General features: G+C 38.2%; 30 protein-coding genes. 3 read left to right on the top strand and 27 right to left on the bottom strand.

The annotated features are described in order from the left end of the window. The 11 genes from atpE to AC3WTA_RS19995 form a co-directional block, all read right to left on the bottom strand. A complete protein-coding gene (atpE, locus tag AC3WTA_RS20045) occupies positions 1 to 219 on the bottom strand; it encodes a F0F1 ATP synthase subunit C (protein WP_000052064.1) in 219 nt (72 codons plus the stop codon). A 56-nt stretch (positions 220 to 275) separates the two neighbouring features. Continuing rightward, entirely contained in the window at positions 276 to 995 is a 720-nt protein-coding gene (gene atpB, locus AC3WTA_RS20040; protein ID WP_000399874.1) for a F0F1 ATP synthase subunit A, read from the bottom strand. A 7-nt stretch (positions 996 to 1,002) separates the two neighbouring features. After that, the gene (locus AC3WTA_RS20035; protein ID WP_000567600.1) at positions 1,003 to 1,395 is read right to left on the bottom strand and encodes an ATP synthase subunit I; all 393 of its coding nucleotides are present in this window, start codon (positions 1,393 to 1,395) and stop codon (positions 1,003 to 1,005) included. Then, positions 1,395 to 1,619 carry an AtpZ/AtpI family protein gene (locus tag AC3WTA_RS20030; protein ID WP_001171220.1) on the bottom strand — a complete coding sequence of 75 codons (225 nt, stop codon included), beginning with the start codon at positions 1,617 to 1,619 and terminating at the stop codon, positions 1,395 to 1,397. The genes AC3WTA_RS20035 and AC3WTA_RS20030 overlap by 1 nt, the downstream gene beginning before the upstream one ends. 26 nt (positions 1,620 to 1,645) lie before the next feature. After that, positions 1,646 to 1,759 carry a DUF4024 domain-containing protein gene (locus tag AC3WTA_RS20025; protein WP_000232961.1) on the bottom strand — a complete coding sequence of 38 codons (114 nt, stop codon included), beginning with the start codon at positions 1,757 to 1,759 and terminating at the stop codon, positions 1,646 to 1,648. A gap of 371 nt (positions 1,760 to 2,130) precedes the next feature. Further along, positions 2,131 to 2,760 (bottom strand): uracil phosphoribosyltransferase, encoded by a 630-nt coding sequence (gene upp, locus AC3WTA_RS20020; protein ID WP_000517539.1) that lies wholly within the window; start codon positions 2,758 to 2,760, stop codon positions 2,131 to 2,133. A gap of 272 nt (positions 2,761 to 3,032) precedes the next feature. Next, positions 3,033 to 4,274: a serine hydroxymethyltransferase gene (glyA, locus tag AC3WTA_RS20015; protein ID WP_001015987.1), complete on the bottom strand. Its 1,242-nt coding sequence runs from the start codon at positions 4,272 to 4,274 to the stop codon at positions 3,033 to 3,035. Positions 4,275 to 4,527: 253 nt separating this feature from the next. Beyond that, entirely contained in the window at positions 4,528 to 5,100 is a 573-nt protein-coding gene (locus AC3WTA_RS20010; protein WP_000136363.1) for a TIGR01440 family protein, read from the bottom strand. Between the two features lie 66 nt (positions 5,101 to 5,166). Then, positions 5,167 to 5,610, bottom strand: coding sequence for a ribose 5-phosphate isomerase B (gene rpiB, locus AC3WTA_RS20005; protein WP_000869917.1), 444 nt, complete (start codon positions 5,608 to 5,610; stop codon positions 5,167 to 5,169). Positions 5,611 to 5,706: 96 nt separating this feature from the next. Further along, complete coding sequence (locus AC3WTA_RS20000; RefSeq protein WP_000832348.1) at positions 5,707 to 6,147, bottom strand: low molecular weight protein arginine phosphatase; 441 nt, start codon at positions 6,145 to 6,147, stop codon at positions 5,707 to 5,709. Positions 6,148 to 6,394: 247 nt separating this feature from the next. Continuing rightward, positions 6,395 to 6,892 carry a PTS sugar transporter subunit IIA gene (locus AC3WTA_RS19995; RefSeq protein ID WP_000473647.1) on the bottom strand — a complete coding sequence of 166 codons (498 nt, stop codon included), beginning with the start codon at positions 6,890 to 6,892 and terminating at the stop codon, positions 6,395 to 6,397. A gap of 386 nt (positions 6,893 to 7,278) precedes the next feature. On the opposite strand from AC3WTA_RS19995, the gene AC3WTA_RS19990 reads away from it, so the two are divergent. Both AC3WTA_RS19990 and AC3WTA_RS19985 read left to right on the top strand, forming a co-directional pair. Then, positions 7,279 to 7,665, top strand: coding sequence for a DoxX family protein (locus AC3WTA_RS19990; protein WP_000968694.1), 387 nt, complete (start codon positions 7,279 to 7,281; stop codon positions 7,663 to 7,665). Between the two features lie 159 nt (positions 7,666 to 7,824). Beyond that, positions 7,825 to 8,436, top strand: a complete 612-nt coding sequence (locus tag AC3WTA_RS19985) for a flavin reductase family protein (protein WP_000949076.1) — start codon at positions 7,825 to 7,827, stop codon at positions 8,434 to 8,436. 191 nt (positions 8,437 to 8,627) lie between these two features. On the opposite strand, the gene AC3WTA_RS19980 is transcribed toward AC3WTA_RS19985, so the two are convergent. The 15 genes from AC3WTA_RS19980 to spo0F all read right to left on the bottom strand — a co-directional run bounded on the left by AC3WTA_RS19980 (position 8,628) and on the right by spo0F (position 21,700). Next, positions 8,628 to 8,906, bottom strand: a complete 279-nt coding sequence (locus AC3WTA_RS19980) for a DUF3935 domain-containing protein (protein ID WP_000197467.1) — start codon at positions 8,904 to 8,906, stop codon at positions 8,628 to 8,630. An 81-nt stretch (positions 8,907 to 8,987) separates the two neighbouring features. Beyond that, on the bottom strand, positions 8,988 to 9,119 hold the full coding sequence (locus tag AC3WTA_RS19975) for a hypothetical protein (RefSeq protein WP_001037631.1): 132 nt from the start codon (positions 9,117 to 9,119) through the stop codon (positions 8,988 to 8,990). Positions 9,120 to 9,138: 19 nt separating this feature from the next. Next, positions 9,139 to 9,687, bottom strand: coding sequence for a manganese efflux pump MntP (locus AC3WTA_RS19970; RefSeq protein WP_000142487.1), 549 nt, complete (start codon positions 9,685 to 9,687; stop codon positions 9,139 to 9,141). Positions 9,688 to 9,761: 74 nt separating this feature from the next. Then, positions 9,762 to 10,805: an L-threonylcarbamoyladenylate synthase gene (locus AC3WTA_RS19965; RefSeq protein WP_000557341.1), complete on the bottom strand. Its 1,044-nt coding sequence runs from the start codon at positions 10,803 to 10,805 to the stop codon at positions 9,762 to 9,764. Positions 10,806 to 10,913: 108 nt separating this feature from the next. Then, the gene (locus AC3WTA_RS19960; protein ID WP_000758431.1) at positions 10,914 to 11,372 is read right to left on the bottom strand and encodes a GNAT family N-acetyltransferase; all 459 of its coding nucleotides are present in this window, start codon (positions 11,370 to 11,372) and stop codon (positions 10,914 to 10,916) included. Positions 11,373 to 11,421: 49 nt separating this feature from the next. Next, positions 11,422 to 12,285, bottom strand: a complete 864-nt coding sequence (gene spoIIR, locus AC3WTA_RS19955; RefSeq protein ID WP_002203757.1) for a stage II sporulation protein R — start codon at positions 12,283 to 12,285, stop codon at positions 11,422 to 11,424. A 112-nt stretch (positions 12,286 to 12,397) separates the two neighbouring features. Further along, complete coding sequence (prmC, locus tag AC3WTA_RS19950; protein WP_001267020.1) at positions 12,398 to 13,249, bottom strand: peptide chain release factor N(5)-glutamine methyltransferase; 852 nt, start codon at positions 13,247 to 13,249, stop codon at positions 12,398 to 12,400. Next, positions 13,249 to 14,316: a peptide chain release factor 1 gene (gene prfA / locus AC3WTA_RS19945; protein WP_002096180.1), complete on the bottom strand. Its 1,068-nt coding sequence runs from the start codon at positions 14,314 to 14,316 to the stop codon at positions 13,249 to 13,251. The genes prmC and prfA overlap by 1 nt, the downstream gene beginning before the upstream one ends. Positions 14,317 to 14,752: 436 nt before the next feature. Further along, positions 14,753 to 15,337, bottom strand: a complete 585-nt coding sequence (locus AC3WTA_RS19940; protein ID WP_000281086.1) for a thymidine kinase — start codon at positions 15,335 to 15,337, stop codon at positions 14,753 to 14,755. 110 nt (positions 15,338 to 15,447) lie between these two features. Beyond that, positions 15,448 to 15,693 (bottom strand): type B 50S ribosomal protein L31, encoded by a 246-nt coding sequence (locus tag AC3WTA_RS19935; RefSeq protein WP_000643447.1) that lies wholly within the window; start codon positions 15,691 to 15,693, stop codon positions 15,448 to 15,450. A 321-nt stretch (positions 15,694 to 16,014) separates the two neighbouring features. Further along, a complete protein-coding gene (rho, locus tag AC3WTA_RS19930; protein WP_001053898.1) occupies positions 16,015 to 17,286 on the bottom strand; it encodes a transcription termination factor Rho in 1,272 nt (423 codons plus the stop codon). 272 nt (positions 17,287 to 17,558) lie between these two features. Beyond that, positions 17,559 to 18,524, bottom strand: coding sequence for a class II fructose-bisphosphatase (gene glpX, locus AC3WTA_RS19925; RefSeq protein WP_000442336.1), 966 nt, complete (start codon positions 18,522 to 18,524; stop codon positions 17,559 to 17,561). 116 nt (positions 18,525 to 18,640) lie between these two features. Continuing rightward, entirely contained in the window at positions 18,641 to 19,930 is a 1,290-nt protein-coding gene (gene murA / locus AC3WTA_RS19920; RefSeq protein WP_000413265.1) for a UDP-N-acetylglucosamine 1-carboxyvinyltransferase, read from the bottom strand. 332 nt (positions 19,931 to 20,262) lie between these two features. Further along, the gene (locus AC3WTA_RS19915) at positions 20,263 to 21,120 is read right to left on the bottom strand and encodes a class II fructose-bisphosphate aldolase (protein ID WP_001131858.1); all 858 of its coding nucleotides are present in this window, start codon (positions 21,118 to 21,120) and stop codon (positions 20,263 to 20,265) included. 211 nt (positions 21,121 to 21,331) lie between these two features. Next, positions 21,332 to 21,700 carry a sporulation initiation phosphotransferase Spo0F gene (gene spo0F / locus AC3WTA_RS19910; RefSeq protein WP_000398593.1) on the bottom strand — a complete coding sequence of 123 codons (369 nt, stop codon included), beginning with the start codon at positions 21,698 to 21,700 and terminating at the stop codon, positions 21,332 to 21,334. A gap of 202 nt (positions 21,701 to 21,902) precedes the next feature. Here spo0F and AC3WTA_RS19905 point away from each other — a divergent pair, with 202 nt between their 5' ends. Next, positions 21,903 to 22,427 (top strand): DUF2529 domain-containing protein, encoded by a 525-nt coding sequence (locus tag AC3WTA_RS19905; protein WP_000912407.1) that lies wholly within the window; start codon positions 21,903 to 21,905, stop codon positions 22,425 to 22,427. Between the two features lie 30 nt (positions 22,428 to 22,457). On the opposite strand, the gene pyrG is transcribed toward AC3WTA_RS19905, so the two are convergent. Next, a complete protein-coding gene (pyrG, locus tag AC3WTA_RS19900) occupies positions 22,458 to 24,065 on the bottom strand; it encodes a CTP synthase (protein ID WP_000170450.1) in 1,608 nt (535 codons plus the stop codon). Positions 24,066 to 24,290 lie beyond the last annotated feature (225 nt).

Raw genomic sequence — 24,290 nt, 5'->3', positions numbered from 1 at the left:
TTATTTGTTCATTACGATGAATGCAATAACTACACCGATGATTGGAAGTGCCTCAACTAAAGCAACCCCGATGAACATAATTGTTTGAAGCGCGCCTTTTAATTCTGGTTGACGAGCAACACCTTCGATTGTACGTGATACGATAAGACCGTTACCAATACCTGCACCTAATGCTGATAAACCAATTGCAATTGCAGCTGCGATTACACCTAAACTCATTTAATTTGTCCTCCTTTGTATTATAAAAAAATAAATTTTTTCTTACTTAAATTATATTAATGGTCATGGCTTACTTTATGAGCCATATAAACCATCGTTAACATAACGAAAATAAATGACTGGATTGATCCAACGAATACACTGAATCCCATCCATGCTAACATTGGTACAAGCGCACCTAATGCTCCAAGGAATGATGCCCCGCCTAACTTAGCAAGTAATCCTAATAAGATCTCACCTGCATAAATGTTACCGAATAAACGAAGACCTAACGTTAATGTGTTAGCAAACTCCTCAATAACCTTTAATGGGAATAAGAATTTCATAGGTTGGAAATAACCTTTTACGTATTCTTTCGTACCCTTCATCTTAATTCCATAATAATGGGTGAGGGTAACTACCATCACGGCTAATGTTAATGCAACTGCTGGATCAGACGTTGGTGATCTCCACCATGCAATATGTTCGCCAGCCTCAACTGTTGAATACATGAATGGTAAACCAAGGAAGTTCGATACGATGATAAACATGATAAGCGTAACGCCAAGCGTTAAGAAACGTCCACCTGTTTTCCAATCCATCGTACTATTGATAATCCCTTTCACGAAGTCAAACACCCATTCCATGAAGTTTTGCATCCCGGTTGGGCGAAGGGCTAAACTGCGAGTTCCAATAACAGCGATTAAGAAAACAATAACTGCTGCTACAGTAACCATCATAACTGATGACAAATCGAACGTTAAACCTAGAAATTCAACTAATTTACCGTGTTCCACTAGTAATTCACCTCTCTTCCCTGCTCTTATACTCTAAATAAAGAAAATCTATGATCATGACAAGGTATCCTGTCAGCAATCCTACACCTAGGCCCCACATCGCAATTAACTCTTGATATTTGGCTGCAAATAAAATTAATAATCCAATCGTGGCAAATCTCGAATATGTACTTACCGCTGTCGCCTTAAATTTCACGTTTTCTCCATTTGTTACGCGATCCAACAGCTTGTCTGTTCTACGTGCAATGATGCGCAAACTAAGAAAACTGAAAATCGTTCCGATAATCAGCCCAAGAAATACATCCTTGTAAGAGGTGAATCCCCATCCTAGCACTAGAAGCGCAAGCAAGTAGTACATATATTTCTTTTGTCTTTGGACAAGTCCATGTACGTCTATCATCATTGCTCTCCCGAATAGTAATGTCGAATGAGTCGAATCATTGCGTATATCCCTGTTCCTAATCCGAGTAATAACCCTATAATAAGAAACAATGGAAACGTTCCAACCTTACTATCAATCCACTGCCCACCAAAGATTCCAATAAGAATAGAACCGACTAACTGAGCAAGAATACCTGACATTAAAGCATAAGCTTTTATATGGCTGCGATCGTTTTTTTGCAAGGATTCATCCCTCCAATATGTAACCCTCATTCACGATGTGTTAATAATAACTCATTTTTTTGCATAAATCCTATACAAAATAAAAAGTTTACATTTTCGTCACGGAATAGATGTATTTTTGTCACTGAAAGCCCTACCATCTATCCCCGTTGTTAGCATACAATAGGGTATTAACAGTGTCAACGAGAAATCGTAAAAAATCAAAAAATTTGAGTATTAGTCATTTCCTCCCAAAAATGAAAACGTTCCCCTTCTAAATACTGGTTAGAGATATGCAATTTCTAACAGTTTTCTCTTTATAATAGAAGGAAATGTTCACAAGTTTGTCACTATTATATTTTTAAGATATAACGCTTTCCTTCCATAATATAGTGCTCTTTAGACGTAAGACTTCTATATTATATGTGATGTGTATGCAACTTATGTTGTATATACTATGTATATTTATCCCCCCTCCCCTACCTCATCAAGGTACAAAAAAACGAGAGGGAACCCCCTCTCGTCAGTTGTCTTACTTCGTTCCGAATAAACGGTCACCAGCATCACCAAGACCTGGTACTACATATCCGTGGTCATTTAATTTTTCATCTAATGCTGCTACATAAATATCAACATCAGGATGTTCTTCTTGTACTACTTTTACTCCTTCTGGAGCTGCAACGATACACATTAATTTAATTTGTTTTGCACCGCGCTTTTTCAGAGAGTTAATTGCTTCAGCTGCAGAACCACCTGTTGCTAGCATCGGATCTAGTACGATGAAGTCACGCTCTTCTACATCCGTTGGAAGTTTCACATAGTATTCTACCGGTTGCAATGTTTTAGGGTCACGGTATAAACCAACGTGTCCTACTTTTGCTGCTGGAATTAATTTCAGAATTCCATCAACCATTCCTAAACCTGCACGTAAAATCGGAATTAAACCAAGCTTTTTACCAGCGATCACTTTTGTTGTCGCTTTGCTTACAGGTGTTTCAATTTCAATGTCTTTAAGTGGAAGATCGCGAGTAATTTCGAAAGCCATTAAACTTGCTACTTCGTCCACTAATTCACGAAAATCTTTCGTACCTGTATTCTTATCGCGAATATATGTAATCTTATGTTGAATTAACGGGTGATCAAATACATACAGTTTTCCCATGTGAATCTCTCCTTTAGATGATATTCATGCGTTTGCACGCTTTTTTACACTATTTACGATTGTAAAGAAAACGCTACTAATATTCAAGGGCAAATTTGGCAAAATCATGATTTTACGATGAATCTATCTAGTATCTTTACCAATTATGGGAGCTGTATCCTTCATTATATCGCCAAAATTTATTCATCATTTGTATACATACTTAAAGAACAATATATGTCCAAAAAAAAAACTGCCAAAACAATTACGTCTCAGCAGTCTTCTTTAATCTATTATAGGTCTGTGTACATTGGGAATTTGCTCGTTAACGCTTCTACACGCTTACCTGCTTCTTCTAATGCAGCTTCATTTTCATGATTTTTTAATGTGTAAGCAATAAGTGACGCAATTTCATCCATTTCTTCTAAACCGAAACCACGAGATGTTACAGCTGCCGTACCGATACGTACACCACTTGTTACAAATGGGCTTGCTGTTTCAAATGGAATTGTATTTTTGTTCACTGTAATACCAACTTCATCTAATACGTGCTCTGCTACTTTACCTGTGATTTCTAAGTTACGAACATCAATCAGGATTAAATGATTGTCTGTTCCACCAGAAACAAGTGTAAGTCCTTCTTTTTGAAGACCTTCAGCTAAGCGGTTCGCATTATTAATGATATTTTGTGCATATGTTTTAAAATCATCTTGTAGCGTCTCACCAAATGCAACAGCTTTTGCAGCAATTACGTGCATAAGTGGACCACCTTGAATACCAGGGAAGATTGATTTATCAATTTGTTTTGCAAATTGCTCTTCACATAAAATCATACCACCACGTGGACCACGTAATGTTTTATGTGTTGTCGTTGTAACGAAATGTGCATGTGGTACTGGGTTTGGATGTAAACCAGCAGCTACTAAACCAGCGATATGTGCCATATCAACCATAAAGTATGCACCCACTTCATCTGCAATCTCACGGAATCGTTTGAAATCGATAACACGAGGATATGCACTTGCACCTGCAACGATTAATTTTGGTTTATGTTCTTTCGCTTTTGCTAATACATCATCGTAATTAATACGGTGAGATTCAGCATCCACGCCATATTCTACGAAATTATATTGTACTCCACTGAAGTTAACAGGGCTTCCGTGTGTTAAGTGACCACCATGAGATAAATTCATACCAAGTACTGTATCGCCTTGCTCTAAAATCGTGAAGTATACTGCCATGTTCGCTTGTGCACCAGAATGCGGTTGAACATTTACATGCTCTGCGCCAAAAATTTCTTTCGCGCGATCACGTGCGATATCTTCCACTACGTCTACGTGCTCACAGCCACCATAGTAACGTTTTCCAGGATATCCCTCAGCATACTTATTCGTTAAAACAGAACCTTGCGCCTCCATTACTGCTTCACTTACGAAGTTTTCCGAAGCAATTAACTCAATCTTTGAACGCTGTCTTCCTAGTTCTGCCTCAATTGCAGCAAATACCTTTTCATCTTGACGTTTTAAATGATTCACCAAAATCCCCCTTTTCTGAACGAATTACATCGATTCCCAATAGTTTTTTCTCATTTATTCAGAAAAAACGAAAATTCAGGTTGTAATTCTTTCGAACCTTCATGTTTTCAACTACATTCTAACATGACTTTCTATATCATAAAAGAAAAAAAAGACCGAAAATCGGTCTTTTCTTTCTTCTATTATAAGGTCAGACTACATACCTTTTATCTTTCGATATAAAGCTATTATGCGACTTTATAATTTTTCATGTCTAACGGCAAGAGATAGTCTCTTCCTTCGCCGCATAAACAGCACGTGCTCCACCAATTAGTTTTCCACGTGTAGTTGCCATCGTTACATGCGCACTTCCAATTTCCTTCACACCTGTACGAACCGGAACAGCTACATGCTTTAAATGCATACCAATAAATGTATCACCAATATCCATTCCTGCATCTGCTTTAATAAACTCAATTACTACCGGATCTTTCAAATTGTGATACGCATATGTTGCTAATGCACCACCTGCTGATCGAACAGGCGTAACTGTTACAATTTCAAATTGATATTTCATCGCTAACTCTCTCTCAACTACTAAAGCACGGTTTAAATGCTCACAACATTGAAACGCCAACTCAATACCTGTTTGCTCTTGAAATTGTTTTAACTCAGAAAAAATCGCCTCTGCTACTTCCATCGTTCCTGACGTCCCAATTCTTTCTCCTAGCACTTCGCTCGTGCTACACCCCACTACAAAAATTTGACCACTTTGTAATGAAGCTTGTTCTTGGAAATCAGAAAGCGAAATTTGTAACTGTTCTCTTACCTTTACGATTTCTGTCATTACGCCTCTTCCTTTCACAGGTTGGTTCACCAAATTATATTTAATACTACTTCTAGTTAGAATCTATTACTTTGTTTCGTATGTTTTAATTTTTCCTACGCGGTTTTCGTGACGGCCACCTTCATAGTCAGTTGTTAACCAAATTTTTGCGATGTCACGTGCTAGACCTGCACCAATTACACGCTCGCCCATTGCTAACATGTTCGTATCATTATGCTCTCTCGTTGCTTTCGCACTGAAAGTATCATGAACTAATGCACAACGAATACCATTTACTTTGTTTGCTGCAATTGACATACCGATGCCTGTCCCACAAACTAAAATACCACGATCTACTTCGCCATTCGCTACCATTTCCGCTGCTGGAAACGCAAAATCAGGGTAATCAACAGAACCAGCTTCACATTCACAACCTAAATCAATATATTCAATATTTAACTCTTCTAATAAACTTACAAGTTCTTTACGGATATTCATACCGCCGTGATCAGATGCTACTACTACTTTCATTTTTACCCCTCCAAAGTTTCAATCAATTATCTTCATTTCTCACTCTTTACCTTAATGGAACGAAGTGATCTCCAATATCGTATTATACACGAAACATCAACCTTCTGAATGTTTTTTCAGTAAAGTTTGTACAAGTTTTTCCATCTCTTCTAACGTTTCTTTATAAATAGAAAGTGACCCGCCAAATGGATCTGAAATATCCTTACTTATCCCCTCAGTTACTCCATATAATGTATCCACTTTCTTTTCAACCCTCGGATAATGCCCAAGTACAATTTGCTTATGGTTTTCCGTCATTGTTACTACAATATCTGCCCAATCAATCAAAGCTTCATTTATCTGCTGCGAAGCATGATCGATTGTAATTCCCTTTTCAGCTAAAGCTTCCTTTGCATATATCGACGCATCACTTCCAGGATAGGCGAAAACACCAGCAGATTGCACTTCAAACTTACCTTCTCCATGATGACGAAGTAACGCCTCCGCCATCGGGCTACGGCATGTATTTCCAGTGCAAATAAATAACACTCGTTTCATCCAAACCCACCCCTTTTCTTCTTTTTCCTATCTTTCATCATAACGTACATAAGAATAGAACAAAAGAAATGTGAATATACGAAAGGCACATTTCTCTTATATTTTTTCTAAGAAAAATGCGCCTTATCCACATATATGTGAAACCCTATTTCCAAGTGCCTAGAGTATTTTAACATACATAGCAAGCGTACTACAAAACAAAATAAGGAATCCATTTCATATGAAACGGACTCCTCTTATACAATAATTATTTCATTGTAACTTTCATTACTTCTGTTGAACCTTTTGTAGCTGTTACGCCTACAGTTGTCTTAATAGACTCAGCTGCATCTGTGTTTGTAATAACGATTGGAGTAATTGTGCTTTTCGCTTTTTCACGGATTAATTCTAAGTCGAATGAGATTAATTTATCTCCAGCTTTTACAGCTTGGCCTTCAGAAACGTGAGCTTCGAAACCTTCGCCTTCCATTTTTACAGTTTCTAATCCAACGTGGATTAAAATTTCTGTACCGTTTTTCGCTTTAATTCCAATCGCATGTTTCGTGTGGAATAATTGTACGATTTCACCATCAACTGGAGATACAACTACGCCTTCAGTAGGATCGATTGCAACACCTTCACCCATCATACGACCAGCGAATACTGGATCTGGTACTTCTTCAATATTTTTCACTGCTCCAGTTAATGGAGCTACGATTGTTTCTTCATTTGTTTTTGAACCAAAACCGAATAATTTTTTAAACATAGGATAGTCCTCCTCATAATTTACCTAAAAGTTTATAGGGCAATCCCTAGTAAAACTCGGGATACATGTAAGACTTCATACTTCGAATATTATACTGTAAAAACGCTTTCGAAATAAATTACGTCATTACTAATAGACTCTTATTGTAGCTCTTTGCAAAATTCCAGTCAATTCTGATTGTCTGAATAACAACAAGAAGTTAACTTCTACTTATATTTTCTCTTTTTTTATCCAACTTGTCTAGAGGTCTTCACTACATTTTGCTTTTTGTCGCTAATTTGTAAAATTAATTTCAAACTTTTTTCGAAATCCACTTGACTAAAGTAAGTAACTATTTTATTATTACTTACACAAGATAAGTTAATAACTTTTAGGGGGTTTTTGAAATGATGGATATCGGTCTTCTTATTATTCGTCTTATTATAGGTATTACATTCATGGGTCATGGTGCTCAGAAATTATTTGGTTGGTTCGGCGGTTACGGTTTAAAAGGAACAGGCGGCTGGATGGAGTCAATCGGTTTACGCCCTGGTGTATTCATGGCATTTATGGCTGGCGCAACTGAATTATTAGGTGGCTTCTTATTCGCATCAGGTATTTTCACTGCAATTGGTTCACTATTTATCGTTGGAACAATGTTAATGGCAATCTTCACTGTTCACGGAAAAAATGGTTACTGGGTAACACAAAACGGATATGAATACAATTTAATGTTAATCGCTGTTGCGATTGGTGTAGCTTTAATCGGACCTGGCGCATACGTTTTATTATAATTTTTATCTTGAATTCGAGATTATTTAGACAGAACTTACTTCATTGTGATTGAAGTAAGTTCTTTTCATGTAATAAAAATATTATTTTCAGCAGGAGTTTCCCACTAACATCTTGTAAACAAACAATAAGTCGTCATATTTAGAAAGGGGATTTCAATCATGTTATCCATTAATCCAAACGAACAAACAGAAAAAGAGAATTACAAATTATTAACGGGAAGTATCATTCCACGCCCTGTCGCATTCGTTACTTCTGTAACAAAAGACGGCGTATTAAACGGAGCACCGTATAGCTATTTCAATATTGTCGCTGCTAATCCACCACTTATCTCAGTTTCTGTACAACGAAAAGCAGGAACACCGAAAGACACTTCCCGAAACGCAATTGAAAAAGGTGAGTTTGTCGTACATATTTCTGATGAATCTTACGTAGAAGCAATTAACGAAACAGCGGCTAACCTCCCGCCAAATGAGAGCGAAATTGAACTAGCAAAACTAACACCAATTGAAAGTGATGTCATCTCCGTACCAGGTGTAAAAGAAGCAAATATCCGAATGGAGTGCGTACTAGAACGCGCAATCCCTCTTGGCGGAACAGAAGACTCACCAGCTTGCGATCTACTAATCGGGCGCGTCGTTCGTTTCCACGTCGCAGAACACCTATACGAAAACGGCCGCATTCATGCAGAAGGACTAAAACCAGTAAGCCGCCTAGCAGGACACAACTACGCGAAACTAGGAGAACAATTTGAATTGGTGAGGCCTGTTTAAAAGCGGAAGCGGCTCGCCCAGAATGGGAGGAGGATGGAGCTTCTGACGTAGAGGCGCTTTTTGCCTCGTAGGAAGACGCGAAGCCACCGACCATTCTAGCCGCTGGAGCTGGATATATTTTAAAGCAAATATAACTCAATTACTTCCATCACTCAAACATAAAATCCCCTGTCTTTTAGCAGGGGATTTTATCATTGTAATTCTTCCTTTTTTTCCTCTAAAGTAGGTACTTTTTCTTTTTTCGGTTTCCCAAGCTTAATTACTAAGAAATATAGGGAAAGCAATGTAATAAGAAAAACGATTATAAACGGATACGGAGAATAAAAGGCACGCGCCGCCTCCGTTTTTCCCGCAACAAACTTCAATGACTCAATATCTAAAAACTCAGCAAACATTTGTACACCGAGCATACTAAACCAAAAAACAAAAAAACTAATAATAATACCAAAAACTTGTTTCAATCTCGTCATTCATCTCATCCTTTCTATATGTGTAATTTTTTAGCGCAATCAGTATAGTATAAATAAAACTATGCACAGAAAGGAGCTATCTTACCATTCGCGAATTAACTTCATCCAACCTAAAATTGAAATTTGCAAAATAATACCCCAAATAACAAGCAGTCGCAACCATCTAGGAAAGAAAGTTACAAATCGAATATACCATTCCAATAGCTTGTTCATAACGCCCTCCTCCTTAAAATTATATAGGAAAAAGGAGATATAATCCAAATCCAACTAAAATGATACCGCCTACTATCTCGCCATATGTGCCGAGCATATCTTTCGCATGCCTACCAATTAATAAACCAAGCCACGCTAATAACATACTAACAAATCCAAAAAGTAATATCGTAATAAGTGTCTGCGCCCCGTAAATACCCAGACTAAGGCCTACTGAAAAACTATCTATACTAACACCAAATGCAAATACGAATAAACTAATTCCAATAGGGGCCGTTCTAGTCTCTTCATTCTCCAAAATAGATGAATATACAATATAAAATCCTAGTCCAATTAATAAAATAGCACCTGCAAAATGTGCAACATCTCCATACTGCTCTGATAAAAAACGACCTAATACCATCCCTATAAATGGCATGATAATATGAAATATCCCTATCGTCATACCGATATACAGGATTTGTCTTACTTTTAAGGTCATCATTCCCATACCAAGGCTCACCGAGAACGCATCCATCCCTAGGGCGAATGCCATAATTGTTAAAGGTATTAGCTGTTCAAACGTCATTCATGTCCCTCCTCGGACGTGCTACTTCAAAATATGCTTATCCGAGGAGAAATATTCGGTTTGCTAATCGTACCTTATGATTCAGTAATAACCTGATGTCCTGCCGCCTTCGTTAAGCGATTCATAATGGCATTCCCTATTCCTTCATTCGGGAATGATTCACTAAAAATAACATCCACTTCACTTGCATCAAACGTTCTAAGAACATCATATAATTTAGTCGCAACGCTAGCTAAATCACTTCGAACACCACAAGATAATACAACCTCCGCACTATATACATGCTGATACTCTTCTGTCGTTAATACACCTACTTTGAACCCTTCTTCTTTCTTCTCATCCACAAGGCGTTGAATAAATTCACGTGAACCTTCCACAATACTCAGTGGCGCTTTCGGTGCATAATGTGTATATTTCATTCCAGGTGATTTCGGTTTTTCCTTCTCGTCCTTTAAAGCCGGATCTAAAGAAACAGTACCGATTACCGCTTCCAATTGTTCTTTCGTAATCCCACCTGGGCGTAATATCGTTGGAACAGCGCTCGTACAATCAATTACAGTCGATTCAACACCTACTCCTGTTGCACCACCATCTACAATACCTGCAATTTTCTCATTTAAATCTTCATATACGTGAGAAGCTAGTGTCGGACTTGGGCGCCCAGAACGATTCGCACTCGGTGCTGCAACAGGTACATTTGCCTCTTCAATAAGAGCAAGCGCTACTGGATGATCAGGCATTCTTACTCCAACCGTATTAAGTCCTGCCGTCACCTTCTCTGAAATGCCTTCTTTTCTAGGTAAAATAATTGTTAACGGGCCTGGCCAAAAATGCTCCATTAACTTCTCTGCAACTGGCGGGATTTCTTTCACAATCCCATCTAACTGTGATTTTGTACCGATGTGGACAATAAGTGGATTATCACTCGGTCTTCCTTTCGCTTCAAAAATTTTCGCGATTGCTTCATCATTCATCGCGTTTGCGCCTAGTCCATATACCGTTTCTGTAGGGAAGGCAATCGCCTCGTTTTCCCTTAATAATTTTGCTGCTTCTTGTAACTGTGGATAATATTTTTTTCTTTCCACAACATTATCCACAACCCACATATTTGTATGCATTTTTTCCCACGTCCTTTTCTACCCTGAAATACTTGTCTATTTTTAGTTTACTATGAGATTTATCCAAAAGACAAACAAGGTTTATCCACAAAATGTGGATAAACCTAATTAATCCGTGGATAACTTTGTGAATAGCTGACAATTTAGTATTATTGCATTTGGCTCTTTTATATTTTTACAAAAATGTTCTAACTGTCGAATTCCCTCTGGTACGTTTTCTTTCTCTATAGTAACAAAGTCAAAAAACTGAAAGATTGTTATAGATTGTGGATGATTTGTTAGTAAGTACAATTGTCGAATATTCTTTTCTTTCATATACTGCAAAAACATTTCAAAAAAATATAAGAAAGTCTGTTTATCCACATTAGGTGTGAATAAACAAGAACGAATCAGTGCGTGTTCTTCACTTTGTTCATATCCGATAACAGCCCGTATTTCTTCCGCCTCTTCCAAAATCATAAATTGCGCGTACAACTCATTTATTTTATCATCTTTTTTATTAGCTTGTCCGAAAAAAGAATGCAATCTTTCCACATCTGCTTTCGTAGCAAAATATACTTTCTTCATAGTAAATCCCTCCTCTTTTTTATATATGAGAAGGTACCTACTAATAGTACTATTTAGAGAATAAAGATGTAAAAGCTTCTACAACAAATAACTTAACTTCTGGCTTTTCTTCTTCCTCCTCTACTTTTACATACTCATTTTGTTTTTCTTGCTTTTGTTCCACAGGTTTCCCCACTTTGTCCACAGTTTTTGTTTCTTCTTTACTTACAGGTTGTTCTTCTACTTTCGTTTCATTTTTTACTATTTTCTTTTCAGAAGCTGTTACTTTTTTTGTGACTTCCTGCTTTACAACTTTCGTTTCTTTCACTTTACCCTCTTTCTTCTCTGGTACATCCACTACTTCCTCATCTTGCTCCTTAACTTCCCCCTCTTCAGGAGATTCAGCCTTCACAACATGTTCTTCCTTCCTTACAGCTGTACCACTTGAAAAATCTAAGAAACACATCGGTGGAAATAATACACACCACCAGTTTGCCCCTTCACCTTCCCCAATTGTAATCAATACCGCCTCATATTCCCCTGCTGGATAAATAAAATTCCCATATACCTTTGTAGGAAACTTTACATTCTTACTAAATTTCACTTGAAATGAATCTTTACTTCCTTCTTTTTTCAACGTATTTGCCACTGTTTTTTCGATTTCTGGAATATGACTTTGAATGACTTTACGTGCCTCTTCAAAAGAAGTTAAATCCGCTACCCATCCATCAATTTGTGCTTTTACTTCATCACGCACTTTGCGCTTTAACGCCTGATCTTTATCTGAATCACTATTTGCTAAAATTCGTAATCGAACGGCCTCTTTCGGAATAACTGAAGGCCCTTTCGCATCAGCTTTCATATATCCAAACTGCACAAGCAACTGTGCACCAATTAATAATAGAAGAAGATAAGCAATAACTTGTTTTTTCATTTCCTCCACCGTCCCTTCTACAAACAGTGTGGACAGACTTTCATCTTTCTAAACTATTAAATTCAAAATCTATATAAATTTTTCCACAAAAAAATAAAGTAAGGTGTGAACCTTACTCCATCTCTGCAAATACCATACGATCTTTTCCATTAATATCAAAAACAACCTCAACATGAGCATGTGGAAAAGCTTGTTGTAACAACCCTTTTACATCCTCACCTTGCCCTACTCCAATTTCAAATGCCACAATTGCTTTCTTCTGCAACACATTCGGCAACTCTTCCATAAAACGGCGATAGAAATCTAATCCGTCTTCACCGCCAACAAGTGCTCTCTTTGGCTCATGCTCTTTCACCACAGGAGAAAGGCCACGCCAATCCTCTTCCGGTATATATGGGGGGTTTGAAACAACAACATCTAACTTTTGACCTGTTTTATAAAATGGTGACAATAAATCACCATGATAGAATGTTACTTCAGCGCCCAAAGTTTTTGCATTTTCTTTTGCAACTTCAATCGACTCTTGTGCAATATCTACCGTATACACATGAAGATTTTTATTTTCTAAAGCAAGCGTAATAGAAATCGCTCCACTACCTGTACCGATGTCCGCCACATGCAGTTTCTCATCACCGAAATGACGCTCGATTCTTTCTAACACTCCCACTATAAGCTCTTCTGTTTCCGGTCTTGGTATTAATACTTCTTCATTCACAAAGAACGACCGTCCATAAAACATTTCATAACCAATCATATATTGAATAGGAATACCTTCTACATGCTTGTGAATAAACTCCGTAAAACTTGTTTCTTGTTCCACAGTTATTTCTTCACGCATATTCATGAGCATTCCGGTTCTGTTCGTCTTTAATACATGACAAAGGACAAATTCTCCCGCATTTTCATCTCGTCCATTTTCCTGTAAAAAAGAAGAAGCCCATTTCAGGGCTTCATAGACACGCATTACTCAGCTGCCTCCATCTTTTGAGCCTGATCTTCCATCACTAAGGCATTGATGAAATCATCTAACTTACCTTGTAAGATTTGATCTAGCTTTTGAATCGTTAAACCGATTCGATGGTCTGTAACACGGTTTTGCGGGAAATTATACGTACGAATACGCTCTGAACGATCACCCGTACCAACAGCTTGTTTACGGTTTTGATCATACTCAGCTTGCGCTTCTTGTCTAAACTTATCATAAACACGTGCGCGTAATACTTTCATCGCTTTTTCTTTATTCTTGATTTGTGATTTCTCATCCTGACACGATACAACTACACCAGTCGGTAAATGCGTTAAACGTACCGCTGACATCGTTGTATTAACACTTTGTCCACCAGGACCACTAGAAGCAAACGTATCAACACGAACATCTTTTTCATGAATACTAATTTCTACTTCTTCTGCCTCTGGTAATACAGCTACAGTTGCTGTAGATGTATGAATACGTCCACCAGATTCCGTTTCAGGAACACGTTGTACACGGTGAGCACCATTCTCGAATTTTAGCTTCGCGAAAGCACCTTTACCGTTAATCATAAAGATAATCTCTTTATATCCACCTAACTCTGTATAGCTCGCTTCGATAATTTCAGTTTTCCAACCTTGTACCTCAGCATAACGGCTATACATACGATATAAATCACCAGCAAATAAAGCCGCCTCGTCACCACCAGCAGCACCACGAACCTCAACGATAACGTTTTTATCATCATTAGGGTCTTTTGGAACAAGTAAAATTTTCAGACGCTCTGACAACTCTTTATCTTGTCCTTCTAATTCAGAAACCTCTTCTTTTACCATGTCACGCATATCAGCGTCTAACTTATCTTCTAACATTGCTTTTGCATCTCTTAATTGCTCACGAACATCTTTATACTCACGGTACACCTCTACCGTTTCCTGCATATCAGATTGTTCCTTTGAATACTCACGAAGCTTATTCGTATCGCTAATAACCTCTGGGTCACTTAACAATTCATTTAACTTCTCATAACGATCTTCTACAGCTTGCAAACGATCTAACACACCATTCACCTCTACATCCTAGTATCTAATACAAATAGTATATGGTACTTAATCAAAAAAACGCAAATTATATTTAAAAGCGTAAGCGGCTCGCTCAGAATCGCAGGACATTGGAACTCTCGACCTTGAAGCGCTCTTTGCTTCGAGCGAGAGAGTGAAATGACCGGAGATTCTAGCCGCTGAAGCTAGATAATATTTAAAACCGTAAGCGGCTTGCTCAGAATGGGAGGAGGGTGGAGCTTCTGACAGAGAGGCGCTCTTTGCCTCGCAGGAAGAAGCGAAACCACCGAACATTCTAGCCGCTGGAGCTAGATAATATTTAAAAGCGTAAGCGGCTTGCTCAGCTCTGACTGCTAAAGTTCTTAGCTGTACGAAGAGCCGTCCAACAATCTTCATTTATTTTCGAAAAAAACCCGCTCTACATAGCGAGTTTCATTTATCTTTGTTTTGTAGGTACTGCATGACAATGACGACAACGTGGTTCATACGATTCTGAAGCCCCAACTAAAATAATTGGATCATCAAATGCCGCTGGTTCTCCATCGATTAAACGTTGCGTACGACTTGCAGGAGATCCGCATGCAGAACAAACTGCCTGCAACTTAGTTACATGTTCAGCAATCGCCATCAGCTGAGGAACTTGTCCAAATGGTAGACCACGGAAATCTTGGTCTAATCCAGCTACAATGACACGATAGCCACGATTTGCCAATACTTGCACCACTTCCACAATGTCCCCATCAAAAAATTGTACCTCATCGATTGCAATAACATCCATTTCTTCTGTTACATGGTTAAATATATCTTTTGAAGCTGAAACAGGAACTGCTTTAACCTTTAATCCATTATGTGATACAACATCTTCTTCACTATAACGATTATCAATACATGGTTTAAATACAATCGCATGTTGTTTCGCAAATTGCGTACGGCGTATACGGCGGATGAGCTCTTCTGATTTTCCAGAAAACATACTCCCGCAAATCACTTCAATCCAACCATTTTGATTCATTAAGTACATTGAGCTCTCCTTTCATCTACTTTCCTAATCCAAAGTAGGGTAAAGGTTTAATATTTTTGCAAAAAAAACAGACAAGCGAATACATACACTTGCCTGTTTTATGTTCTTTATTACTTGATACCGTATTTCTTATTGAAGCGGTCAACACGTCCGTCTGCAGTAGCAAACTTCTGACGTCCAGTGTAGAATGGGTGAGAATCAGAACTGATCTCAATTTTTAGTAATGGATAAGTGTTACCATCTTCCCACTCAACAGTTTCGCTAGAGCCTTTAGTAGACCCGCTTAAGAATTTGAAGCCTGTGTTCGTGTCCATAAATACAACTTTATTGTAATTTGGATGGATTCCTGCTTTCATTCTTTTCATCTCCTTCCGCCCTGAATCATTTTCGAAACAGAGTTTTTCATCTTCAGCTGCTTACACAACTATATTGATGAAACACATATGATGAAATTATAACAAGGCTAACTCCATTTTGCAACTACCTGTTTTTGTCTTTTTAAAATTTAAAAGCGCAAGCGGCTCGTTTAGAATCCAGGACACTTCAAACTCTCGACCCAAATATAATTTTCATCTCAAAAAATAAAATTTTTCCCATATATTACACTCTCTAATATTCCCTTAAAAAACATAAAAAACTCGCTTACCACAAAATAAGCGAGTCCCAATCGTTTCCCTTTACTTAGTTGTTACATATCTTTTTGAGTCTGCAACAATGTTTTGTAAAAATTCTTCATTTGTCTTTGTTTGACGAAGTTTACGTAAGAAACCTTCGACAAAGTCTGGTGTATCACGCATTGTTTTACGAATACCCCATAGCTTGTCTAAATGCTCTTTCGGAATTAATAGATCTTCTTTACGTGTACCAGAACGGCGAATATCAATTGCCGGGAAGATACGACGCTCAGCTAATGAACGATCTAAGTGAAGTTCCATATTTCCAGTTCCTTTAAATTCTTCGTAAATTACATCGTCCATACGAGATCCTGTATCAACAAGCGCTGTTGCTAAAATCGTTAAGCTACCGCCTTCTTCAATATTACGTGCAGCTCCAAAGAAACGCTTCGGTCTATGGAAGGCAGCTGGGTCGATACCACCCGATAATGTTCTACCACTTGGCGGAATAACAAGGTTGTAAGCTCGCGCTAAACGGGTAATACTATCCATTAAAATGATAACATCTTTTTTGTGCTCTACAAGACGCATTGCACGTTCTAACACAAGTTCCGCTACTTTAATATGATTTTCTGGCACTTCATCAAAAGTAGAGCTTACAACATCTCCTTTAACAGAACGTTCGATGTCTGTTACTTCTTCTGGACGCTCATCAATTAAAAGTACAATTAATTCAGCTTCCGGGTGATTTGTTGTAACACTGTGTGCGATTTCTTTTAATAGACTTGTTTTACCAGCCTTTGGAGGCGCGACAATTAAACCACGTTGTCCAAATCCAACTGGTGCGATTAAATCCATGATGCGTGTCGGTAACTTTTTCGGTTCCGTTTCCAATTTCATTTGGCGATCTGGGTATAATGGTGTTAATGCAGGGAAATGCACACGCTCTTTTGCTGACTCTGGATCATCTCCGTTTACAGCTTCAACTTGTAATAATCCAAAATAGCGTTCATTTTCTTTCGGAGGTCGTACTTTACCAGAAACCTTGTCTCCATTACGTAAATCGAAACGACGAATTTGCGAAGCTGAGATATAAATATCTTCTGAGCTTGGAGAATAGTTGATAGGACGTAGGAATCCAAATCCTTCTGATTGAATAATTTCTAATACGCCTTCCATGAAGAAGAAACCTTCTTTTTCTGCTCGAGCTTTTAGGATAGCGAAGATTAACTCTTTTTTCGTTAATTTGCTATAATACGAAATCTTAAATTCTTTCGCAAGCTCGTATAACTCTTTTAATTTCATGTTTTCTAATGCTGCAATTGACAAATTCATTCAGACACCACACTTTAACGTTATTCTCTTTTCACATGGGTAAAGGGAAAAAATACGGAAGGCAAATAATTAATAATGAAAGGCAATAAGTTCAAGTAGGGTAATATTCACTATTGTAACCCTTTTATCTAGTTTTAATCAATACGTTGAAACACAAATACAAGAAGCGAAGACAAGAAAATTTGTCTTCGCTTTTATTTAACCTAGTTCCAGTAGCTAGAATGGTCAGGAGCTACAATGCCCTGCGATTCTGAACGAGCCGCTTCCACTTTTTATTTAATAACCAAGTTTGGTTTTTTATTCAAGCTATGACGTCCGTCTACGAAGCGTACTGTGCCTGATTTTGCACGCATAACAAGGGATTGTGTTGTTCCTACGCTACCTTTAAATTGAACGCCGCGTAATAGTTCTCCGTCTGTTACGCCTGTTGCCGCAAAGATTGCATCGTCACCTTTTACTAAGTCTTCCATGCGAAGGATACGATTTATATCTTCAATACCCATTTTTTTACAACGAGCTAATTCAGCTTCATTTTGAGGCAGAAGCTTTCCGTGGATTTCTCCACCTAAACATTTTAATGCAACTGCTGCTAATACACCCTCAGGTGCTCCACCAGATCCGAATAAAATATCTACACCTGTGCGATCGAATGCAGTGTTAATTGCTCCAGCTACATCTCCATCGTTAATTAATTTAATACGAGCACCAGCTTTACGAATTTCTTCGATAATCGCTTGATGACGTGGACGGTTTAAAACTGTCGCTACAACATCTTCAATATCTTTATTTTTCGCTTTCGCAACCGCACGTAAGTTATCGATAATAGGCGCATCAATATCGACCGCCCCAACCGCTTCTGGGCCAACCGCGATTTTATCCATGTACATGTCAGGAGCATGTAACAAATTACCATGATCTGCAATTGCAATAACAGCAAGAGCATTCCATCCACCAGCTGCTACGATGTTTGTCCCTTCTAAAGGATCAACTGCAACGTCTACACGCGGTCCATATCCTGTACCTAATTTCTCTCCGATATACAGCATTGGTGCTTCGTCCATCTCACCTTCACCAATTACAACTGTACCCTTCATCGGGATTGTATCAAATACATCACGCATAGCTGATGTTGCTGCACCGTCTGCCTCATCCTTTTTCCCGCGCCCCATCCAACGCGCTGATGATAATGCTGCAGCCTCTGTTACACGTACTAACTCCATAGATAAACTTCTTTCCACGATAATCCCTCTCCTTTAAGTCTTTATATTTCTGCCGTATTTTGTGAACCGTGTTTCTCTACAAAGTATACTTCCGCAAGTAGTGATGCTTCGCTTCCCCCTTGCGGAAGTATCACTTATGCGTTCTTCATCTCTTCAATTTCTTGGCTTGTCATTTGTTCTCGCCAAATGTTTGCGCCAAGACCTTTAAGCTTGTCTACTATATTTTCATAACCTCGATCAATATGCTCAAGTCCGGTTACTTCTGTAATTCCATCCGCCATTAGCCCTGCAATAACAAGAGCCGCTCCAGCTCGCAAATCACTCGCTTTCACTTTTGCACCTTGCAATAAAACAGGACCAGTTACAATTGCCGAACGACCTTCCACTTTAATTTGTGCATTCATACGACGTAATTCATCGATGTGTTTAAAGCGTGCGCCGTAAATCGTATCCGTTACAACACCCGTTCCGTGCGCCTTTGTTAAAAGCGTCGTAAATGGTTGTTGTAAATCTGTTGGGAATCCTGGATATACAAGCGTTTTTATATCAACTACTTTTAACCTTCTATTACCGTTCACTGTAATTTGGTCATCGTTCGTTTCAACTTGGACACCAGCTTCTCTTAACTTCGCTGTAACTGACTCTAAATGCTGAGGAATCACATTATCAACCGTTACTTCTCCTCCTGATGCAGCTCCTAAAATCATATACGTACCCGCTTCAATACGATCCGGAATGATCGTATGGTGACAACCGTGCAGTGAATCCACACCATCAATTCGGATTACATCTGTGCCAGCACCTTTAATGCGTGCACCCATGCTTGTTAACAATGTAGCTACATCAATAATCTCTGGTTCTTTCGCTGCGTTTTCAATAACAGTTCTACCTTTCGCTCGCACAGCTGCTAGCATAATATTAATCGTAGCTCCTACACTAACAACATCTAAATAAATACGTGCACCGCGCAATTCATCTGCTCTTAAATAAATCGCACCCTGTTCATTCGTAACATGTGCACCTAATGCTTCAAACCCTTTAATATGCTGATCAATCGGCCTCGGTCCTAAATGACATCCACCTGGAAGCCCAATAACAGCTTTTTTAAAACGGCCAAGCATCGCACCCATTAAATAATAAGAAGCACGCAATTTTTTCACTTTTCCATTCGGTAAAGGCATTGCAACCATGTTAGAAGGATCGACTACCATCTCTTCCTCCTGTCCATAAGTTACTCTTCCCCCAATTTCCTCTAGCAAGTCTCCTAACATTTTCACGTCCGAAATATTAGGGACACCACCAATAGTTACTGGAGTATCTGCTAAAATTGTCGCTGGAATTAGTGCAACGGCGCTGTTCTTTGCACCACTCACTCGAATTGTTCCATTTAAAGCTCTTCCGCCTTCAATTAGCAATTTTTCCATATTGAGCTCCCTTCTTGTGAATGTATTTACTTTCTATATTTTTATAGAAAGCTCCCCTTAAGAATCTCAATTACTCTTTCCACCCTAAAACTCAATAAATAGGAAACCATTATCTTCATTTCTCCCGTAGTACGAATAGATAAAGATTAACTATTCATCGAATTTACTTTATCAATTTAGATACATTATCACATTTATTAATAGGACTATGCACATTATTTTCTATTTCAAAAACAAAATGATAAAAATCTTTAGACTTGTTCACGCTTTCATTATACAACGAAAGGAAACCGTCTAAAAGACTAGACGGTTTCCAAAACGGAATTTTATTCTTACGCTTTACCGTTAGAACCGAATTCACGCATTTTACCAGCAACAGTTGCTTTAATAGCGTCGCGGCCAGGTCCAATATATTTACGAGGATCGTAAACTTCTTGGTCTTTGCTTAATGCTTCACGAACAGCTTTTGTAAACTCAATTTGGTTCTCAGTGTTTACGTTAATTTTTGAAGTACCTAAAGAAATAGCTTTTACGATATCAGCAGTTGGGATACCAGTACCACCGTGTAATACTAAAGGTACGCCAGTGAAGTCACGAACTTGTTCCATTTCAGCGAATCCTAAGTTAGGCTCACCTTTGTAAGGACCGTGTACAGAACCTAAAGCTGGAGCTAGGCAATCGATACCTGTTGCTTCAACAAGGTGCTTACACTCTGCTGGATCAGCGTAAATTACGCCTTCAGCGATGATGTCGTCTTCTTGTCCGCCAACTGTTCCAAGCTCAGCTTCAACAGATACGTTACGAGCGTGTGCGTATTCTACTACTTTTTTAGTAGTTTCAACGTTTTCTTCGAATGGGTGGTGAGAAGCGTCGATCATTACAGATGTGAAACCTGCATCGATTGCTTCTTTACATTTTTCGAAGCTTGAACCATGGTCAAGGTGAATCGCTACAGGAACAGTGATGTTCATTTCTTCGATTAAAGCTTTAACCATAGCTACAACTGTTTTGAAACCAGTCATATGACGAGCTGCACCCTCAGATACACCTAGGATTACAGGAGACTTTTCTTCTTCCGCAGCAGCTAAGATAGCTTGAGTCCACTCTAAGTTGTTCATGTTGAATTGACCAACTGCGTATTTTCCTTCTAGTGCTGTGTTTAGCATTTCTTTCATAGAAACTAAAGGCATGGTGAATCCTCCTAAAAAACGTTTTTTGTATCCGATAAGTTCTTATCGCTGGTAGTATGACCAGAATAAGGTAAAATATGTATATTTACATACCGGACTTTTTTCTACACTCAATAGGATAACAACTTGTACTCAAAAACTCAACCGTATTCACCTGCTCAATAGTCCATGTAAACGCTTTTTTCCATATTTTTTATAAAAAATTCATTTTTTACGCCTCTACAGCAAGCTGTTCTCTCACCGCTTGACGAATCTCATCAATATCAAACGGTTTAGCAAAGTGCATTAAAGCTCCTAAATCTTTCGCTTCTTGGATCATATCAAGCTCTCCATAAGCAGTCATTAAAATTACTTTAATACTCTCATCAATTTCCTTTACATGTTTTAAAATCTCTATACCATCCATACCTGGAATTTTCATATCTAACACTACTAAATCTGGATTATCTTTTTTCACGATATCTAAAGCTTGAAATCCATTCGCTGCTTGGAATGTCTGATAACCTTCTTTTTGGAACACTTCATGTAATAACACACGAATGCCATATTGATCATCAACGATTAAAATTTTACCTTCCATAACTCCCAACCTTTCTGTGTAAATACAAGATTTAAAGCTTCTTATATCTTAACGATTAATTTTCGCTATTCTTTGGCAAATCCCTTCCTATTCTTTCTTATTTTACCGTTTCCTATTTTGTTATGCTACCCTTCGATTTCACCTTTCTAAAAAAATAAACTATAATGAAAGCCGGTAAACACGTACGAAAGGGAGTAACATTATGTTAAAAATTTTTTCAACTCAATTAAGTGGTTATTTCTCCAGAGTTTCTCAAAAAGAAGAAATGAATATAGAAGATAGCGCCCGTCTACTTGCTCAAGCATTAGTTGGCGACGGTTTCATTTATTTACATGGTACAAATGAAATGGAGGGCGTTGTTGCTGAAGCATTATTCGGTGCTGAGCCAATGAAGCAAGCAAAACGATTATTTAAAAATGGTAAAGAAGTAGAAGTAACTTCTGCAGACCGTGTACTTCTTATTAGCCGTTTTTCAACAGATGAAGAAGTTGTAGCAATGGCAAAAAAACTTCAAGCTGATGGACACTCTATTGTCGGCATCTCTGCTATTCAAGAAGGTACTGAATCACTAGAACAATATACAGATGTACATATTGATACTAAGCTGTTAAAAGGCCTTATTCCAGACGATGAAGGCAATCGCTACGGATTCCCAAGTTTAATGATAGCTTTATTTGCATATCATGGGATCAAATTTACAATCGATGAAATGTTAAATGAATATTAAAAAAAGCGCCCTATTTCAGGCGCTTTTTTTTTACTTGCTCTCTTTATTCGTAATAGAAGCACTTACGAAGTCATGGAACAATGGTTGTGGACGGTTTGGACGAGATACAAGTTCTGGATGGAACTGTGCTGCCACGAACCAAGGGTGGTCTTTTAATTCAATGATTTCAACTAGACGACCGTCTGGGCTTGTACCAGAGAATACAAATCCTGCTTTTTCCATATCCGGACGGAATTGATTGTTGAACTCATAACGATGACGATGACGCTCATATACAACCGGCTCGTTGTAAGCATTGTAAGCATTTGTTTCTTCAGCAAGCTTACATGGGTATAGACCAAGACGAAGTGTGCCACCTAAGTCTTCTACATCTTTTTGTTCTGGTAATAAGTCAATGATTGCATAAGGTGTGTCAGGATTAATTTCAGAAGAGTTAGCTCCTTCTAATCCTAATACGTTACGTGCGAATTCGATTGATGCAAGTTGCATACCTAGGCAAATTCCTAAGAATGGAACTTTGTTTTCACGAGCATATTGAATTGCAACGATTTTACCTTCTACACCACGATCGCCGAATCCACCAGGTACAAGGATACCATCTGTGTCACCAACTAATTCTTGTACGTTCTCTGGTGTTACGTGCTCAGCGTTTACCCATTTCACTTCTACATCTGTGTCGAATGAATAACCCGCATGACGAAGTGCTTCTACAACAGAAATGTATGCATCTTGAAGCTCTACGTATTTACCAACAAGAGCGATTTTTGTTTTCTTAGAAAGGTTACGTACTTTATTAACTAGCGCAGTCCACTCTGTCATATCTGCAGCTGGATTGTCTAATTTCAAGTGATCGCAAACGATTTGGTCCATATTTTGCTCTTGAAGAGATAATGGAACCGCATATAAAGTATCTGCATCGCGTGCTTCGATAACTGCTTTTGTATCAATGTCACAGAATAATGCAAGCTTGTCTTTCATATCTTGAGAAACAGGCAATTCTGTACGAACAACGATAATATTTGGTTGAATACCTAAGCTGCGAAGCTCTTTAACGCTATGTTGCGTTGGTTTTGTTTTCATTTCACCCGCTGCTTTTAAGTACGGGATTAACGTACAGTGAATGTACATTACATTGTCACGACCAATGTCGCTCTTAATTTGACGGATTGCTTCTAAGAATGGTAGAGACTCGATGTCACCAACAGTTCCACCAATTTCTGTAATAACAACGTCCGCGTTTGTTTCGCGACCAGAACGGTATACACGCTCTTTAATTTCGTTAGTAATGTGCGGAATAACTTGAACTGTTCCTCCTAGGTATTCACCACGACGCTCTTTTTGAAGAACTGAAGAGTAAATTTTACCTGTTGTTACGTTGCTGTATTTGTTTAAGTTGATGTCGATGAAACGTTCATAGTGACCAAGGTCCAAATCAGTTTCTGCACCATCATCTGTTACGAATACCTCACCGTGTTGGTATGGGCTCATAGTCCCTGGGTCTACGTTAATGTATGGATCAAACTTTTGAATAGTTACGTTTAAACCACGATTTTTTAAAAGTCTTCCAAGAGATGCTGCTGTAATACCTTTTCCTAAAGACGATACTACACCGCCTGTTACAAAAATATACTTAGTCATGAAAAAGCTCCCTCCTATTTTGCTGTTATATAATCACCGTTGCAAAGCGCAACGTATGTAGATAACACTGTATCCATCTTATTGTTAGACTCTTTTTATTTTCTAAACAAAAAACAAAAAAGAAAATTGCTCCCCTCATCACATAAAGTAATAAGTAGGGAGCAATTTTCTTTTATATTTACACTTTAAAAGTATTATCGTCCTTTTTTAAAGAGCCCAAAAATG

Source organism: Bacillus sp. EB106-07-01-XG149 (assembly GCF_058791555.1).
Note: the sequence above shows the minus strand (reverse complement) of the source record. Positions and strands in the feature narration are given on the sequence as shown.